General features: G+C 55.1%; 17 protein-coding genes and 1 tRNA gene. 4 read left to right on the forward strand and 14 right to left on the reverse strand.

The genetic code is table 11. The annotated features are described in order from the left end of the window. Nucleotides 1–186 precede the first annotated feature (186 nt). From ACNKIB_RS07450 to ACNKIB_RS07460, 3 genes are all read left to right on the forward strand, one after another. Nucleotides 187–1,089, forward strand: a complete 903-nt coding sequence (locus ACNKIB_RS07450) for a response regulator receiver protein (protein WP_417909917.1) — start codon at nucleotides 187–189, stop codon at nucleotides 1,087–1,089. 116 nt (nucleotides 1,090–1,205) lie between these two features. After that, nucleotides 1,206–3,557 (forward strand): cysteine--tRNA ligase, encoded by a 2,352-nt coding sequence (cysS, locus tag ACNKIB_RS07455; RefSeq protein WP_417909918.1) that lies wholly within the window; start codon nucleotides 1,206–1,208, stop codon nucleotides 3,555–3,557. 50 nt (nucleotides 3,558–3,607) lie between these two features. Beyond that, a tRNA-Arg gene (locus tag ACNKIB_RS07460) sits at nucleotides 3,608–3,684 on the forward strand. Between the two features lie 22 nt (nucleotides 3,685–3,706). Here the strand turns inward: ACNKIB_RS07460 and ACNKIB_RS07465 are convergent. The 11 genes from ACNKIB_RS07465 to gspG form a co-directional block, all read right to left on the reverse strand. Next, nucleotides 3,707–4,006: a DUF134 domain-containing protein gene (locus ACNKIB_RS07465; protein ID WP_417909919.1), complete on the reverse strand. Its 300-nt coding sequence runs from the start codon at nucleotides 4,004–4,006 to the stop codon at nucleotides 3,707–3,709. Nucleotides 4,007–4,014: 8 nt separating this feature from the next. Further along, a complete protein-coding gene (locus ACNKIB_RS07470; protein WP_417909920.1) occupies nucleotides 4,015–4,437 on the reverse strand; it encodes a NifB/NifX family molybdenum-iron cluster-binding protein in 423 nt (140 codons plus the stop codon). A gap of 696 nt (nucleotides 4,438–5,133) precedes the next feature. After that, complete coding sequence (locus ACNKIB_RS07475; RefSeq protein WP_417909921.1) at nucleotides 5,134–5,913, reverse strand: type II secretion system protein N; 780 nt, start codon at nucleotides 5,911–5,913, stop codon at nucleotides 5,134–5,136. Then, nucleotides 5,910–6,857, reverse strand: a complete 948-nt coding sequence (gene gspN / locus ACNKIB_RS07480) for a type II secretion system protein GspN (RefSeq protein ID WP_417909922.1) — start codon at nucleotides 6,855–6,857, stop codon at nucleotides 5,910–5,912. The genes ACNKIB_RS07475 and gspN overlap by 4 nt, the downstream gene beginning before the upstream one ends. 3 nt (nucleotides 6,858–6,860) lie before the next feature. Continuing rightward, nucleotides 6,861–7,406: a hypothetical protein gene (locus ACNKIB_RS07485; protein ID WP_417909923.1), complete on the reverse strand. Its 546-nt coding sequence runs from the start codon at nucleotides 7,404–7,406 to the stop codon at nucleotides 6,861–6,863. 1 nt (nucleotide 7,407) lies between these two features. After that, entirely contained in the window at nucleotides 7,408–8,934 is a 1,527-nt protein-coding gene (gspL, locus tag ACNKIB_RS07490) for a type II secretion system protein GspL (protein WP_417909924.1), read from the reverse strand. 13 nt (nucleotides 8,935–8,947) lie between these two features. Then, nucleotides 8,948–10,012 carry a general secretion pathway protein GspK gene (locus tag ACNKIB_RS07495; protein ID WP_417909925.1) on the reverse strand — a complete coding sequence of 355 codons (1,065 nt, stop codon included), beginning with the start codon at nucleotides 10,010–10,012 and terminating at the stop codon, nucleotides 8,948–8,950. A gap of 3 nt (nucleotides 10,013–10,015) precedes the next feature. After that, complete coding sequence (locus tag ACNKIB_RS07500) at nucleotides 10,016–10,702, reverse strand: PulJ/GspJ family protein (RefSeq protein ID WP_417909926.1); 687 nt, start codon at nucleotides 10,700–10,702, stop codon at nucleotides 10,016–10,018. After that, nucleotides 10,699–11,133 (reverse strand): type IV pilus modification PilV family protein, encoded by a 435-nt coding sequence (locus tag ACNKIB_RS07505; protein WP_417909927.1) that lies wholly within the window; start codon nucleotides 11,131–11,133, stop codon nucleotides 10,699–10,701. Before ACNKIB_RS07505 ends, ACNKIB_RS07500 begins: the two co-directional genes overlap by 4 nt. After that, complete coding sequence (locus tag ACNKIB_RS07510) at nucleotides 11,130–11,675, reverse strand: pilus assembly FimT family protein (RefSeq protein WP_417909928.1); 546 nt, start codon at nucleotides 11,673–11,675, stop codon at nucleotides 11,130–11,132. Before ACNKIB_RS07510 ends, ACNKIB_RS07505 begins: the two co-directional genes overlap by 4 nt. Next, a complete protein-coding gene (gene gspG / locus ACNKIB_RS07515; RefSeq protein ID WP_417909962.1) occupies nucleotides 11,647–12,066 on the reverse strand; it encodes a type II secretion system major pseudopilin GspG in 420 nt (139 codons plus the stop codon). The genes ACNKIB_RS07510 and gspG overlap by 29 nt, the downstream gene beginning before the upstream one ends. Before the next feature lie 193 nt (nucleotides 12,067–12,259). Here gspG and yhbY point away from each other — a divergent pair, with 193 nt between their 5' ends. Then, a complete protein-coding gene (gene yhbY / locus ACNKIB_RS07520; protein ID WP_417909929.1) occupies nucleotides 12,260–12,604 on the forward strand; it encodes a ribosome assembly RNA-binding protein YhbY in 345 nt (114 codons plus the stop codon). Between the two features lie 22 nt (nucleotides 12,605–12,626). Here yhbY and ACNKIB_RS07525 read toward each other — a convergent pair whose 3' ends face one another. From ACNKIB_RS07525 to mlaD, 3 genes are read right to left on the reverse strand one after another with little or no spacing between them, the layout of a single operon-like run. Beyond that, a complete protein-coding gene (locus ACNKIB_RS07525) occupies nucleotides 12,627–13,232 on the reverse strand; it encodes an MlaC/ttg2D family ABC transporter substrate-binding protein (protein ID WP_417909930.1) in 606 nt (201 codons plus the stop codon). 35 nt (nucleotides 13,233–13,267) lie between these two features. Next, nucleotides 13,268–14,053: a VacJ family lipoprotein gene (locus tag ACNKIB_RS07530; protein ID WP_417909931.1), complete on the reverse strand. Its 786-nt coding sequence runs from the start codon at nucleotides 14,051–14,053 to the stop codon at nucleotides 13,268–13,270. 14 nt (nucleotides 14,054–14,067) lie between these two features. After that, nucleotides 14,068–14,520 (reverse strand): outer membrane lipid asymmetry maintenance protein MlaD, encoded by a 453-nt coding sequence (gene mlaD / locus ACNKIB_RS07535; RefSeq protein WP_417909932.1) that lies wholly within the window; start codon nucleotides 14,518–14,520, stop codon nucleotides 14,068–14,070. Nucleotides 14,521–14,532: the final 12 nt, after the last annotated feature.

Raw genomic sequence — 14,532 nt, forward strand, 5'->3', positions numbered from 1 at the left:
AGATTTCCTCCATGCTGGCATGGAGTGGAAGCCGCCTGCTGCGCTGCGGGGTTTTCTCTGTTGACGCGGGGGGATGTGCGCTGTAAGCTGGCTGGACAGGACGCTGCGATTTTTATGTACGTCTTGCGTAAGCTGTAAGTTTATATAGTTCTATACAAATTTTTGCAAGGCCTCACGGGAAAGCAAATGAAGCTTATAGACGAACTCATAGCGGCACTAAGTGATGAATCACAGAATCTTGTCGGAGCACTTCTGAAGACCAAGATTCTCCTGCACAAGATCGGAAAGCAAGACCTCGTCGATTGGGTCAACAACGAACTAAACGGATATTCCGCCGCATCTGCTGTTCCTGCGTATCGTGTATTAAAAACTCAAATACTCGGCGATATTTCAGATGGATACTACCAAAAAAGCGCACATCCGATTCCCACCGGCCATCTACAACAATCATTTAAAAATTACCCCGTTCGACAAGGACTCGGTGCGATAGAAAGTCTTCTGCAAAGTGAAGGTGAGCGTCTTGCGGTACCTATTTCTATGGAAGCCAACGGTCGCCTAAGTGAGGGACTCGCAAACGGTTTTCAGGTGCAGAGGGCGTGGTCTCAGGTCCAGTTTGCCGACGTGAAGCAAATCACAACCCAAGTGCGTTCTCGATTATTAGATTTCGTTCTATACCTAAACGAGGCACTGCCTGGTAACCTTACAGATGCCGAAATCGAAACCCGCGCAGCATCCACAGACGCAGAAAATATATTCAACAACGCAATCTTTGGGAATAACACGACGATAATCATTGGAAACGGAAATACTCAAAAGGTAACCGCGACCATTATCAAAGGCGATTTCAATACCCTATCAGAGACACTCAGACACCAGGGCGTAAACGATAGTGACATCAATAACCTGAAGTCTGCAATTAACGATGATGCCTTGGCCCCAGTTCATGAGCCGAACACCTTCGGGGTCTCGGTAAAAAGCTGGATAAAAGAAATGATGAGCAAAGCCGTCGACGCTTCTTGGCAAGTCGAGCTTGGTGTCGCTGGAAGTCTTTTAGCAAGTGCCTTGCAACGGTATTATGGTTGGCCGTGATACATAACCAGCTAATGGAGCGGACGCTTCCGCTCTGCGCGCTTCAGCCAAGTAGGGCGTGCCAATCACCGCTTAACCCCACAACTCCCGCACGAACTCTTTCCGCCCTCGTTCTGATGAACCTCCTCTCCCTGATCGGCAACACGCCCATAGTCCCGCTGCGGCGGCTGGCATCGCCTGAAGGCGGCGCAATCTACGCCAAGCTGGAAGCCATGAACCCCGGCGGTTCGGTGAAAGACCGGCCCGCGCTGAACATGATCGAGACTGGGGAGGAAAGCGGCCTGCTGACCCCGGACAAGATCGTGCTGGAAGCCACCAGCGGCAACACCGGCATTGGCCTGGCGATGGTCTGCGCAGCCAAGGGCTACCGCTGCTGCCTCGTCATGCCGGAGTCAGCGAGCATGGAGCGGCGGCAGATCATGCGGGCCTACGGCGCGGAATTGATCCTCACTCCGGCCCGCCGCAGCACGGACGGCGCGATTGAGAAAGCCTACTCCCTCGCCCTTGCGCAGCCGGAGCTGTACTTCCTCACCGACCAGTTCAACAACCCGGCCAATTGGCAGGCGCACTGCAAGAGCACGGCCCCGGAGATATGGCGGCAGAGCGAGGGCAAGGTGACACACATCGTCACCACGCTGGGTACGTCAGGCACGGCGATGGGGCTGTCGCGCTGGTTCCGCGAGCATCACCCGGACGTGCGGGTGGTCGCGGTGGAGCCGTACTATGGCCACAAAATTCAGGGCCTCAAGAACATGAAGGAGTCCTACCGCCCAGAGATCTTTGACAAGACCCTGCCGCATCAGATTGTCAACGTGGCGGACGAGGATGCCTTCCGCACCGCCCGCTTGCTCGCCCAGAAAGAGGGGCTTCTGGTCGGCATGAGTTCCGGCGCGGCGATGTTTGCGGCGATGGAGCAGGCGGCCAAGGACAAGAACAGTTATGTGGTGGCGATATTCCCGGACGGCGGCGAGCGCTACCTGAGCACGACGCTTTTTGTCCGCAAGGAGAAGGAGGAAAGCCTGGAGGGGAAAATCCGCTATCACAACTCAATGAGCCGCAAGAAGGAGATCTTCAAACCGGCGGATGCGAAAAGCGTGACCTTCTACGCCTGCGGCCCGACCGCCTGCGAGCCGCCGAATTTGGCGCACTGCCGCCGCATGGCCGCAGCGGACTTGATGATCAGGCATCTGCGCTTCAGCGGCTTCGAGGTGCAGTCGTTGATGAATTTCACCGATCTGGACGACAAGACCATTGCGGGCGCGGAAAAAGCCGGGCAGCCGCTGACCGCCTTCACTGAACGCCATATCTCCCTCTTCCGCGAGGCGATGGGCATCCTTGGCATCAACGACTTCTCCGGCTATCCGCGCGCCTCAGAGCAGGTGGCCGAGATGATTGACATCGCCCATAAGCTGATTCACAAGGGCTATGCCTACGAGAAGCACGGCTCGATCTACTTTGACATCTCGAAGTTCAAGCGATACGGGCGGCTGTCCGGGATTGACCTGAGCAAGATTCAGACCGGCTGCACGGTTGACCTCGACAACTACGACAAGGACAATCCCCGTGATTTCACCCTGCTCAAGCGTTCCACTCTTGGGGAGCTGAAGAAAGGCATCTTTTTCGCCACCGACTGGGGCAATGTCAGGCCCGGCTGGCATATCGAATGCACGGCCATGTCCACCCGGCATCTTGGCGAGACCATTGACATTCACACCGGCGGGCAGGAGCTGCTTTTCCCGCATCACGAAAACGAGATCGCGATTGCTGAGTCGCTGACCGGCAAGCCGCTGGCCCACTACTGGCTGCATTCCGGCCTGCTGCTCCATAACGGCAAAAAGATGGCGCAGGAATCCGGCAATGTGGTCACGCTGCGCGAGGTGCTGGACAAGGGCTACAGCGGGCGGGAAATCCGCTTCATGCTCTTGGGCGTGCATTACCGCAAGTCCATCGAGTTCAGCTACCGCAAGCTCGATGCCTTCCGCAACGCCCTGAAACGGATAGATGAATTCACCCGCAAGCTGCTCTGCCTGCCGCCCGGCCTGCCGCATCGCTTGATCAGCCAGCTCACCGCCGAGCTGGAGGAGCAGTTCACCGCCGCAATGAACGATGACCTCAATATTTCCGGGGCCATCGGCGCGCTGTTCGAGTTCATCAAGAAGGCCAACCCGGCCCTGATTGCCGGTTCGCTCGATTTGGCGCAGAAGAATGAGGTCTTCGCCTGCCTGCGCCGGATGAATTTAGTGCTCGGCTTCCTGCGCTTGGACGAATGCTCCCTCGCCCCGGAGATTAACCGCCTGATTCAGCAGCGCGAAGAAGCCCGCCGCCGCAAGGACTGGGCCGCTGCTGACGCAGCCAGAGCCGAGCTGCTCCGCCGGGGCGTGACCGTGCATGACACTGCCAGCGGCCCAGTCTGGGAGCAGAACGAAGCCTGCCGCACCTGCGACAAGGCAGCCCGAAATGAGGGTTGATTTTCGCTGACCAGCCCGGTATATTATTTCCGGTACATCCCGCCGCATCCGCGCCAATAGCTCAGCTGGATAGAGCAACGGCCTTCTAAGCCGTAGGCCGCAGGTTCGAATCCTGCTTGGCGCACCAAGAAAATATAATTCCGTTATGATCAGGGCGAGGCTTCCGGCTCTTCCTTCGCAAAGACCAACGCCGCGCCGGAAACCAGCGCATCGGCGGTTTTCCGGCGAGCGGAGGCAAGCAGCCGCTGCACGGTGCCTCTGGAAACCCCCATCCGTTCTCCGGCCTGCTCCTGAAACAGCCCCTCTAAATCGCAGAGCTTGAGCACTTCCAGCTCATCGCGGAAAAGAATGATCTGCCTCAGGCTGTACAGAGAGATGCCCACAGGTTTAAATGCGCTACTGGGACAGACACCTTCGCAGCAGCGTTTTTTCCGGGGACGCGGCGACATGCGTCAACTCAATGATGATGACAGTTGCCGTCGCCCTTGCAGGTCTGATCAGCCCGCATCAGGGTGAATTTTCCTGCCAGCAGTCCGGTGGCAGCATCCTCGACCTTCTTCAGGCCAATCAGCTCGGCACAATAGACAGCAATGCCTGCGTCGGCGCAAGCCTGCATAGGCCGCGCTCCCATGCCACCGACCACGAGCGTGCCAACACCTTTGCTTTGCAGCAGCTTCACTGGCCCGACGCAGCCACCCGCGCCATGCTCCACGTTAGTGACGGTGTCCACCGCCGCAATTTTTCCTTCCTGAATGTTGATCAGGGTGAACACGTCGCAGTGGCCGAAATGACCGGAAATCTCCGCCTCCAAGCCGCCCGGACTGGTGGACGGCACTGCCAGCATCATCGTTGAATCCATTTGTTTTCTGTTCCGTTGCATGAAGTTTTCATTCAGCGGCAGACTAAAGCTGCCGCACTCTTTTTAGACATATGCACATTACGTTTCCTGCCGCAGTCTGTCAAGGAGGAAAAATCCAGGGCCATCGGTGGACAAGCGCAGCAGAATAGCCGGGAATAATCATGCCTTGTTCTTTCCAGTTCAGGATATTCTAAATACGGTTTGATAGACAGGCGGGGAAGGCATCAGGGCACAAAAAACAAGAAGGCCCGACCGTGATACTTTTGTCAATACCTGAAAGCCGACCGGGGACAAGACTTCTCTTGTTGAATTGCCAAGGAGTTGTACTCGGCAATAAAGGAGTTTGGCCGAGCCACATCCCTTTGCAGATAAACCAGCAAGAAGTCTGGTTCGATAGGGAAGAAGTTTAGTTTATCAGGAAAGGAGTCTTGTCAAACCGCAAAGGAGTCTGGCCGACTACCAAAGGAGTTTGGCTTGGCCGCAGAGGAGTTCTGCCGACTTGGAAAGGAGTTATAGTCGGCCAAACTCCTTTGTTACTCAACAGGAAAGCAGTTTGGCCAAGCTGAACTCCTCTTCTGCCGAGTACAACTCCTTGCTTGCCGAGCCAAACTCCTTGGCAAGTGAGCACTACTTCTCCCTTTCTTACTTGCACATCTCTTCAAAATCTTGCACAAAAAGAGAAAGGTAGGGGTTTTGCCTTCTTCATACCAAGCGCACTTACTCCGCATCCATTGGCTGCGGTTCCTCTTCCATGACAGGCAGCTCTGGCGGCATCGGCTCTTCAATAGGCGGTTCAAGCGCAGCCTCATCAGGTATTTCAACCGGCTCAGGCTCCTGCGGCAAGTTGATCCGTCGGTTGGGCCGTACTGGTGGCCTGCCGTGTACATCTCCCTCTTCTGCGGGGAGATTCTCACTTATGTCAGGCTCCGGCATGGGAGGCCGATTGAACCCGGCAGGCGGGCCAAAGCCAGGCACGTCTTTGGGCTTGGGCATTTCGAGTACCTCTAATTTGCCATTTACATCCAAGGTAATGCTGTTCCAGGTAATTGCTTTGATGACCGCCCCCTGGACTCCGTCACCAATCTGGAGGATCTGCTGTTTCCGGTTCTTCGAGGCATTGTCAACAATGACGGCCCGCGCTGTTTGCTCAGTACCAGCGACCGTGCCTGCGAGCATCAGGTTGAGTTTTGTGGGCACAACCTGCGTCGGCAGCACAGGCTCTTTCGTTTTATCCATAGCCGTCTTGTCTGCTGCGCTCTTAAAGAGGTCGCGGCTAACGATGATCTCGAAATCCTGGACAACAGCGGCGGGCGCAGATTCACCAGGCAGTGCCGGAGCTGCTGTCTCTGCTTGGCTTGACCTGCGACTGCTTTTGGGTGACTCAGCAGGCAGGCAGCTCATGGTCAACAGCTTCTTTTCCAGATACTTGTACCCGAAATGCACTCCGGTAGCGGCAAGCACAGTGATGAAAGCGAGTTTAGCGGCGACCCGGATCATGGCTGCCTGCCCCTACCCTGAAGTTGCTGATTGAAATTCGTTGGCAGCCCAGCAAAAATGATGCCTGGCTCATTCAGGGTGCCACTGACAGTAAAAGGCAGCTTGCCCTTTTGCAGGTGGCTTTTCAGTACATTGGCAAGCAAGGGGCTGCCGCCGATTGAAGCAAGGAATTCTGGGCGAGGATTCAGTCCGCCCTTGAGATGGATCGACGAGGAGGCAACAGGCTCAGTCAGTTGGAGGTCGCCAGTGAAATCTGCCTCCAGGAGTTTAGACTCCAGCTTGCCGCCCTCGATCAGTACTTGTCCTGCGCGGCTTCTTTGCAGCGTACTGCGCAGGCTGTCAAAGGTGAGCTGCTTGAGACCCAGCACTGGCTCTTGCAGGCTTACTGTTCCTTTACCGAGATGAAGGGCAGTCTCCATCTCAGCAAGAGAACCCTGTAGTCCGTCATACTTGCTGGTAAACGTCCCAGACAAAGTACCAGAAACGGTCCGCCCGTAACCTGCCAGCAGCTTCTTCAGGCCAGGGCTGTCTAAGCTGATCTCCTTCAGTTCGCCGACACAATCCAGTACGGCACGCTCTTTAGCCGGAGTCAGTCTGCCGCTAACACTCCCGCCAAACAGATGCAGCTGGTAGAGAAAAGACCATTTGCCGAGCTTCCGCCAGTTCATGAAATCAGGCCGCAGACTGAAGCTGTCTAGGAACATGAGCGGCTCCTTTTCTCCCTTACTGCTGACTGTAATCCGCTTGAAGTGGAGATCAGCAGGTAGAGCCAGCCCAACCGCGCCAATCCGCCACTCTAGGCCGGGAGCCAATCGGTTCAGCTCGGCCTCAGCCTTACTCTTGACCGCTGCTGCTGGAAATTGGAGCCAGAGCATGAGCAGCAGCACAGCGACAGTGTAGAGCAGGTAGCCGCAGCCTCCCAGCATCCGCGTCATCCTCTGCATGGCTTACTCCCCGCCCTGTTTCGCCTGAGCCAGACTGACCACTCGCATGACCGCATCCAGCCCGCCCTGTTCCTTTTTGTTGGTCAGTATAGAAATTCGCTCCACCTCGACCAAGTTCTCTGGTGACTCAATCAACTCCAGCAAAGCTACCAGCCGGGCTAACGGCACGGCCTGAAGCTTCATTTCCACCGCCACCTGCTCCACTAGCCCATCTTCGTTGCTGACTGTATCCGAAGGCTTAATGTAGAGTATATTGTCCCTCACCTGCGCTTCTTCGCCTTTTTTCTCTAAAAAAGAAAACAGGCTAAATGAGGCAGGCCGCTGGGCTACTCGCTCACCGAGACTGGTGTTCTGGCGGCTGAACTGTTTGATTTCGGTTTGCAGGGCCTGCATTTCCGCCAAGGCTTTCTCGCGGTTGACGATGTCCTTTTCTAAACGCTTCCGCCCATCCAGAAGAGGAAATAGTACGAACTGTACCAAACCGAAAAGCAACAAGGCACCTGCACAGAACAACAGGGCACGGCGATCTTTCTCACTCAACTGGCGCATGTTAGGACTCAGCCTCCGTTCTCAGCTGAAGCCTGATCTCAAAAAGGATGCCCTCATCCTGCTTGCCTTTGGTAGCGGAAACGATCTTCACCTCAGCGTAGCGGCTTGATTTACTGAGCAGGCTTTGCATGGAGTTGACATTGTTAAAGGCATCAGTCGTACCCCGGAGGCTCACCATGTTCTGATCGATCACCAGCCGATCCACCTGTACCTGAAGAGAAGCAGGTATCCGGGCTGAAATATCGGCCAAGATAACCAGTACCCGCTTTTCATCGCCAAAGATCGACATAGCTGCGGGGGAAGCCGCCATGCTCTTTCGCCGTGAGCGCATGTGCATGAGAGGATCCGGCCCGGCCTTGACTCCAGGGAAACTTTCTTGGAACACCTTCTCCATCTTTACCGCGAACTGGCTCTGCTTTTTCTCCAGCTGCCGGTACTCCACAAAGAGCCAGCCGCAGCAAGCAAGCAGAAGCAGTGCTGCGCCTCCTGCCAACGCCACAATCTGCCGTTTTGAGCGGAGCAGACGGTGCGCAGGGGCAAACTCACCCTGGCGGAAATCCAACCCAGCCTCTCGATCTCGGCGGCCCGCCTGATGCAGGGCTAAAGCCAAAGCTTTGTCGTAAACCGCAGCTTGCCATTGCCCAGCGGCCTGCGGAGTCAGTGAGGCTGCGCCATCTCGCACCAGATCGCAGAGTCTGCTGGAGATTTCCAACCCAGACTCCAGCATCTCCCGGAAACCGGGGCAGGTCTGCATCAGCCCGGATAGCACGAAGTATTCTGGCGTGATTCGTTCTGTTCCGCTCTGCAGGGCAAAATAGTCCAGACTCTGCTGCACCAGTCCGTACAGGCTGTGCATAGCCTCCTCTGCCGCCGCTGGATCGGCAATGCTGATGCTACTTCCATCGTACTGAAACACAGCCTGAGTGAATACTACATCTGGCCAGGCAAGCCGCCGCATGAAGACAATTTCTCCCTGCCGCACCGCAGCCATCTGCACCGAACTGATCTCGCCGTGGAGGAGGAGAAACGTACCGCCCGCATGATCTGTCCGGCAGAGGCGGTCGGCGAGTACATAAACCGCTGGGCAGATTTTGTCCGGTTCGAGTTCGGCGTTCTGAAAAGTCTCTAGTATGCTCCGCAGCTGGCTTTTCTCTGCTGCCGCAGCCAGTAGAGCAGTGCCACCGCTGCGCCCGGAGGTCGAGACGGTGGCGATGACCTGTTCCTCCACCGATTGGAGAAGCTGTTCCTCCAGCTCAAAGGAAAGGATCTGCCGGATCTTTTTTTCCTCGGCAAAGGGCAGAGAGAGATTGCGTAAACTCAAAAAGGACAAGGACAATCCCGTGACACAGCGGACCGATTTCTCCAATCCTAGCTGCTCCAGCAGTAGCCGGAGTCCTGCCTCCTGGTCAACAGCAGACAGAGGTACAGCTGCGCAAGCCATCACCTGCGCCTCACGGCCTGAGCCAGCCACAACTGCGGCTGTCAGCAAATCTTCGCCGATGTCTATACCTGCTGAAATCTGCGCCATGCCTCTCTTCGACTCACTCCGCCTTCCACCAAAGCAGCTCCTGCTCCTGATTGTCCATCCGATGAATCACGCCTATACCGGTACGCTGTAGTCCCTTGAATTCAGCGTCCACTGTCACTTTGAACCAGCTACTGCTCACTGTGACTAGCTCATTATCAAACACAATATCACCGGGAAAGCCCGGAATCTGCTTGTACCAGTCTAGCTCCTCCAGCTTATCCTTATTCTCCTCGGCCTGCCGGAATTCGACCAGCTTGGTGGCCAGTTCTTCGGTCATCTGCTCATGTAAAGCTTGCAGTACCTGAACCGGAGCCGTATTGAGGTTGATCGTACCTTCCTCCCCTGCTGCGCTGAGGTATTGAATGATCGCAGCAGCTTTCTTCGCTGCCTCCTCTGTGTCGTCATCCTCGCTCTCCCTGCGGAGCAGCTTATCCCAGCCCTTGATCAAAAAAAGCTCCTCAGGCAACAGAACTGGCCGGTTCGCTGGAGCATAGGGTGGTGACTGACTACTGTAATAGGTCTTTTCCGCACCGTTCTCTCGTTCCTCGTCGTCCTCGTCGATCCAGTCAACCAGACTGTCTAGCAGCGAAAGGATATCCTCTTCTTTCTCTAGCCCAGCGGTGTTTTTGAGGAAACGCTGCCATAGCTCTCTCTGCTGCTTCTCCTCGTCCTGTTGTTGCCCTGTTCCGTTCTTGTTTTTTTTGTTCTGTTGTTCCTGCTGCTTTTTCTCTTCTGTTGTCAGCACCAGGGCATTGATCTGGAGGAGACCGGACAGATCCGTGACCTGGACGTCCAGCTTGCCTCCAGGAAAAAGTGCAGCTAACACCTCGACATCAAAGGTACCCCAGCGATCAAAGGCCGAATCGTATTGATTCTCGCGCTGATCAGCGAGCAAGGCTGCCTGCGCCAAGTGCAGACCAGAAAGCAGCATGGCATCGAGCTGCACGATGTCACTCTGCGTAGCAGCAGCTTGCATCTGCCAGTTCACTGAGCTGCCGAGCTGCACTGTCACTGCCACCATGAAACTAACCGCCAGTAGGGTCAGCACCAAGGCCATACCTTTCCGGTCGTGTAGCATGTCTCATTGCTCCTGTGGCTGTGGACGGATTAGCCCGGTTGGAAGCGGTACTGCCGTCTGAAAGGCGATAGAGACTTCCTGCTCCTGATCCAGCCAGAACTCCAGACGGCACGTAACCGCAGTAGGCAAGTGGCGTTCCTTGTCCTCTTCGCCTTCCTTAACTGTAGTGTCCCAGCTGGTCTGCTCCTCGCCATTCTGGTCGAGAAAGGTGAATTTCACTGAACGCAGTTGGTCAGCAAGAAGAAAGGCTTCGACTTCCTCGCTGTTTTTCTTTTCCTCGCCTCTAGGTCGGTACAGGGTATCAGCCCGCAAGAGGAAGAGTTGGCGGGGATTGTCCTTATCTGACTGCGTTACGTAACTGATGATCCCTAAGCCGGGCAGACCGTTTTCCGGGTCAAAGGCGAGATGGGTCATCGAGGCAAAGGTGAGGATCGCACTTTGACTGCCGCTGCTCTCCTCCTGTCGGGCGATAAACTCGGTGTCTTCCGACAGCACAGCCGAGGTCAGATCCTCACTGATCCGCTCCAGGGCCACCTGCGCCCGGTAATAGACATCGCCCTGATCCATCGCGCCTTCAATTACTTTGATCGAACCGGACAATGACACGGAGACCATTGCCACCACCATGCCCAAGACCAACATGGCAAGCATAATCTCCAGTAGAGTAAACCCAGCCTGACGGAGGCTCATGGTTGCTCTTCAGTAGGCTCAATCTTGGCCATGACCAACGTGCGTACCTCGAAGGCCTCCTTCGCGTCTCGACTCACCGTCAGCTCGACCAGTTTGAGCATCCCGTTGCTGCCATTGATCCCAGTCTCTGCCTCATCCAGCTCTTTTACTTCAGCCTGCCAATGGTACTCGGCAAAATCATCAGCGAACTGGCCGCTGTTGCTGTTCAGCTTGTCAAAGCCTGCGACTTCTAGTTCAGCTAACTTCTGCCGGGCTAACAGACTGGCGACGGTTTCAAAACGGGTCAGTGCAGCTATAGACAGGCTTTGCGACTGCGAGGAGAGCAGAGCAACAAAGGACATGGCGATTACTGCCACTGCCACCATGACCTCCAGCAGGGTGAAGGCATCCTCCTGCATCCAGGCCCTAAAGTGCATCCTGATGGCGGTCATCGAGTCAGCATCATCCGGTCGTCTTCAAGGCTGAAATGGCCGTCAAGAATCCGAGTCACACCAAGAAACGGGGAGAGCATAACCGTCAGCTCATCCCCATTGTCGTGACGGAAATGCACAGCCGTCCTATCCACATAGCCTCGGGCATCAAAGATGATGCTCAAGTCAGTGCTCTCCTGGCGGTGGGCCGCTTCGATATCCGTTACCTGCACTGAATCGACCAGCTGAACTTCTTGATATTTTTTACTACTGCCTTCCCCGTCTTTTTCGGTGGCAGCTGATGAAACGGTAAACAGCCGCTGTCTCCGGTCATAGCGGAGGACAACCGTTGTCCGCTTCAACCGGGCCTCTTGGCCGGTTTCCGCGATCAGGCCGACAAAGCGGCGTACTGCTGCTGTCAGCTCGTTGGCGAACAGGGCCGAGCGTATTTGTGGAACAGCAAAAGAGACAGTCAGGCTGATCAGCACCATCACTACGATCAGCTCAACCAGCGTGAACCCCTGGTCAGTGGCCTCACTGCTCCCAGCTATTGACATCCGCATTCTCGCCGTCTCCGCCTGACTGACCGTCTGCGCCGTAGGACATCAGGTCAAAATCACCGTGTAGGCCAGGGCTGATATAGACGTAGTCGTTGTCCCACGGGTCTTTGGGCAAAGATTTCTTATCCAAGTAACCACCTTCGCGCCATTTCTTGGCTAGGCTACCTACGGAGGGTGGCTCAATCAGAGCGGTCAATCCTTGCTCGGTAGTAGGATATTTGCCGTTATCCAGCTTGTAGAGCTTGAGGGCCTGGGATATGGCCCCGATATCAACCCCAGCCTTGGTTCGCCGGGCTTCCTCAGGCCGATCCATGATCCTGGGCACAATCATCCCCGCGAGGATACCGAGGATAACAATGACCACCATCAGCTCAATCAGGGTGAAGCCGCGCATATCAGCGGCTCGTGTTTGTCGTTCTGTTTTCACCTGCGCGTCCTTTACCTTGGGGGAAAGAGTTGCCGTTCCTGCCTGCTTTAAGAAAAAACAGGCCTGGACTTTTTCATCGAGTTGCGGCAGAATAGCCTGCCGCGCTGCCAGACTCCCGCTGCTGGCTGCATTTGAGCAAGCATAACAGATATCAGAAATTATGAAATCGGAAACCGAGGAAAAAAGCAAAGTCAATCTGCAAGGGAAACAAAAACGATTCCTGCGTGGCCTGGGGCACCATCTTGATCCGGTGGTATATATGGGCAAGGAAGGGTTTTCTGACAACCTGACCAAGGCCACCCGCGAGGCGTTTAAAACCCGTGAGCTAATCAAGGTAAAGCTGGGCCAGAACTGCGTCGTCCCTACAGAGGAAGCTGCAACTGTGTTATCCGGGCTAACCGGTGCAGCAGTGGTGCAGCTCCTTGGCAGAACCATCCTTCTCTATCTGCCCAACAAAAAGCTCAAGCCAGAACAGCGCATCGTTCTCCCTAAAGCTGAGGAATGATACCGCAGCCTCCAGCCTGGCCTCAAGGCTTTTTCTCCCCTTTGCTCGTCTTCAGCTCCTGGAGCTTTTTCTCCAGTACAGGGATCAGCTGATCTTGAGGGATACCCTTGAACTGCTCCATATAGTTACGCACCAGGCTGATCCCTTCCACAAAGACATCATAGGCCATCCATTTGTCGCCCTTGAGCATCATGACGTAGGAGACCGGGATGCTCTTGGCGGCATCGACAAACATGGTCTTCACCTCAGCCCGTTCGCCTTTGATCTGCTCCTTGCCAAACTCAATCTTCATCTCGACATAGGCATCGACCTTATCAATATAGATATGACCAAGCAACTTGGCAAAGAGGCGGGCAAATTCCTGCTGCTGGGCCGCAGGTAGGGTCTGCCACGGCTTACCTACCACTCGCTTGGACATCTCCTGAAAGTCGAAATGCTCAGAGACCAAGGTAACGATCCGGTCAATGCGGTTATCAACCGTGTCCTGCTTAAAGGAGGGGTCTTGCAGTTGGCTTACGACGCGATGGATAAAGGGTTTCACCTGCTCGGTCGGGTTAGGTGCAGCAAGAGCTTGACCGATAAAGGAACAGAGCAGGAGGATCAACAGCGAAGAGAGAATACTTTTCATTGTACGTACCTTACAGAGAAGAACTAACGAGGGGGTTATAGTTTATCATCAGTTGGCGCAGAATGCCGCCTAGCTTGGTTACGGTACTGGAAATAGCTGTCACGCAGGGCTTTATACGGGTCAATCGTCAGGGCCTTCATGCCCTCGTAGTCGCCCAGCCGTAGGGAGAGAGAGTTCACTCGTTTGCCCATGTAGATCAGCGTGCTCTCTCGCCAGCTGTCTGCCCAGAAATAATACGGGGTCATAGAAAGACCGTCAACAGTAGTGCCAAACAATTCCCGCATGGTGGTTGCGCCTAACACTGGCATCACCAGATAGGCCCCATCCTTTACGCCCCAGAAACCCAGGGTTTCGCCGAGACAGGCCTCTACTGGTTTGAAGCCAAGATCATGGCCTGCGGGATCAGCCAGACCACCAATACCGCCAACCGTGTTGATGGCGAAGCGGGTCAGCACCGTACCTGCATCAGTAAAGCGGAGCTGAAGCAAAGCGTTGACAAAGCGGATCGGCTCTTGGAGATTGTAGAAGAAGTTATCTGTCACCTGCCGGATATCCTCTGGCACGGTACTGCTGTAGGAGGAAGCCACTGGCTCCATCACCCAGGTATAGGTAACATCGTTGAATTGGAACATCAGTCGGTTGAACTGCTCAAAGGGGTCAGACACCGCATCCTCAGCTGAGGATGAGTCCTCATAGAACGAGTCATCCAGAACATTCATCCCGTTGTCTGCAACCGTGTTGTCTTCAGCCCGTGCCATACCTGGGCTAAGACTCGACAGGGTAAGACAGAGCAGCGCAAGGCGCATGAGCATACTCTTCATGATCAATCTACGGCTTATTTTACGCCGCCCAGGGCGAATTTGGAGATCAGCGACTCGATATCCAGCGAAGATTCGGTATCCACAATCGTCTCGCCAGGCTTATAACTGGCGGTGTCACCGCCAGGGAGAATGCGGATGAACTTATCGCCAATAATACCTTGCGACTTAACCGAAGCAATGGAGTCTTTGGGTATTTTAACGTTCTTATTGAGCTTGAAGGCAGCGACTGCCTTGCCGTCCTCGTTCAAGCGCAGCTCGGCTACGGTTCCCACAGCTACGCCTGCTATTTGGACTTCTGAGCCGCTCTTGATACCTGAGATATTCTCAAACTCGGCATACACCGTATAGGTACGGCTACCAGTCAGCCAAGAGACCTCACCTAGCTGTACTGCCAACCAACCAAAGGCAGCCAAGCCCAGGACAAGGAAGAGACCAACCACGATTTCTATACGGGAAGTACTGTTCATAACAACTCCTGT

It is taken from the genome of Candidatus Electronema sp. PJ (genome assembly GCF_048287395.1).
Taxonomy (GTDB): domain Bacteria; phylum Desulfobacterota; class Desulfobulbia; order Desulfobulbales; family Desulfobulbaceae; genus Electronema.